Origin of the sequence: Mesorhizobium sp. M1E.F.Ca.ET.063.01.1.1 (genome assembly GCF_003998155.1) — a bacterium.
Classification (GTDB): Bacteria; Pseudomonadota; Alphaproteobacteria; order Rhizobiales; family Rhizobiaceae; genus Mesorhizobium.
The window spans coordinates 1-481 of record NZ_RZSC01001567.1 but is presented as its reverse complement, the minus strand read 5'-3'; the positions used below and the strand labels follow the sequence as shown (position 1 = coordinate 481).

Annotated in this window: 2 pseudogenes; both read left to right on the top strand. The window is 65.7% G+C overall.

Annotated features, from left to right (window positions below):
• Nucleotides 1-219, top strand: a pseudogene (gene gatB / locus EOA29_RS39820) (Asp-tRNA(Asn)/Glu-tRNA(Gln) amidotransferase GatCAB subunit B); the annotation flags it as partial.
• 4 nt (nucleotides 220-223) lie between these two features.
• Nucleotides 224-481 (top strand): annotated as a pseudogene (locus EOA29_RS39815) (GNAT family N-acetyltransferase); the annotation flags it as partial.

The following is a 481-nucleotide window of genomic DNA, read 5'->3' as shown; positions in this document are numbered from 1 at the left end:
CTCGTCGAAAGCCGCGGCATGAAGCAGGTCACCGACACCGGCGCCATCGAGAAGGCGGTGGATGAGGTGATCGCCGCCAATCCGGACAAGGTTGAGCAGGCGCGCGCCAAGCCGACCATGGCCGGCTGGTTCGTCGGCCAGGTGATGAAGGCGACCGGCGGCAAGGCCAATCCGCAGGCCGTCAACGACCTGGTCAAGGCCAAGCTCGGCATCGAATAAAGCGATGTTCGTCCGTACCGCCAGCGAGCGCGATCTTGTTGCGATCCGCGCGCTGCTGGTCGAGACGTGGCACGCGACCTATGACGCCATCTATGGCGTCGAAAGGGTGACGGCGATCACCGACGACTGGCATTCGATCGCCTCGCTGAAGGCGCGGCTGACGCGGCCGAACTCCGAATTCCTGGTCGCCGACGACGGCAAGCGGCTCGGCGGCATGGCTTTCGCCGCCGCCACCACCGACCCGAAGATTGTCCTCCTGCAC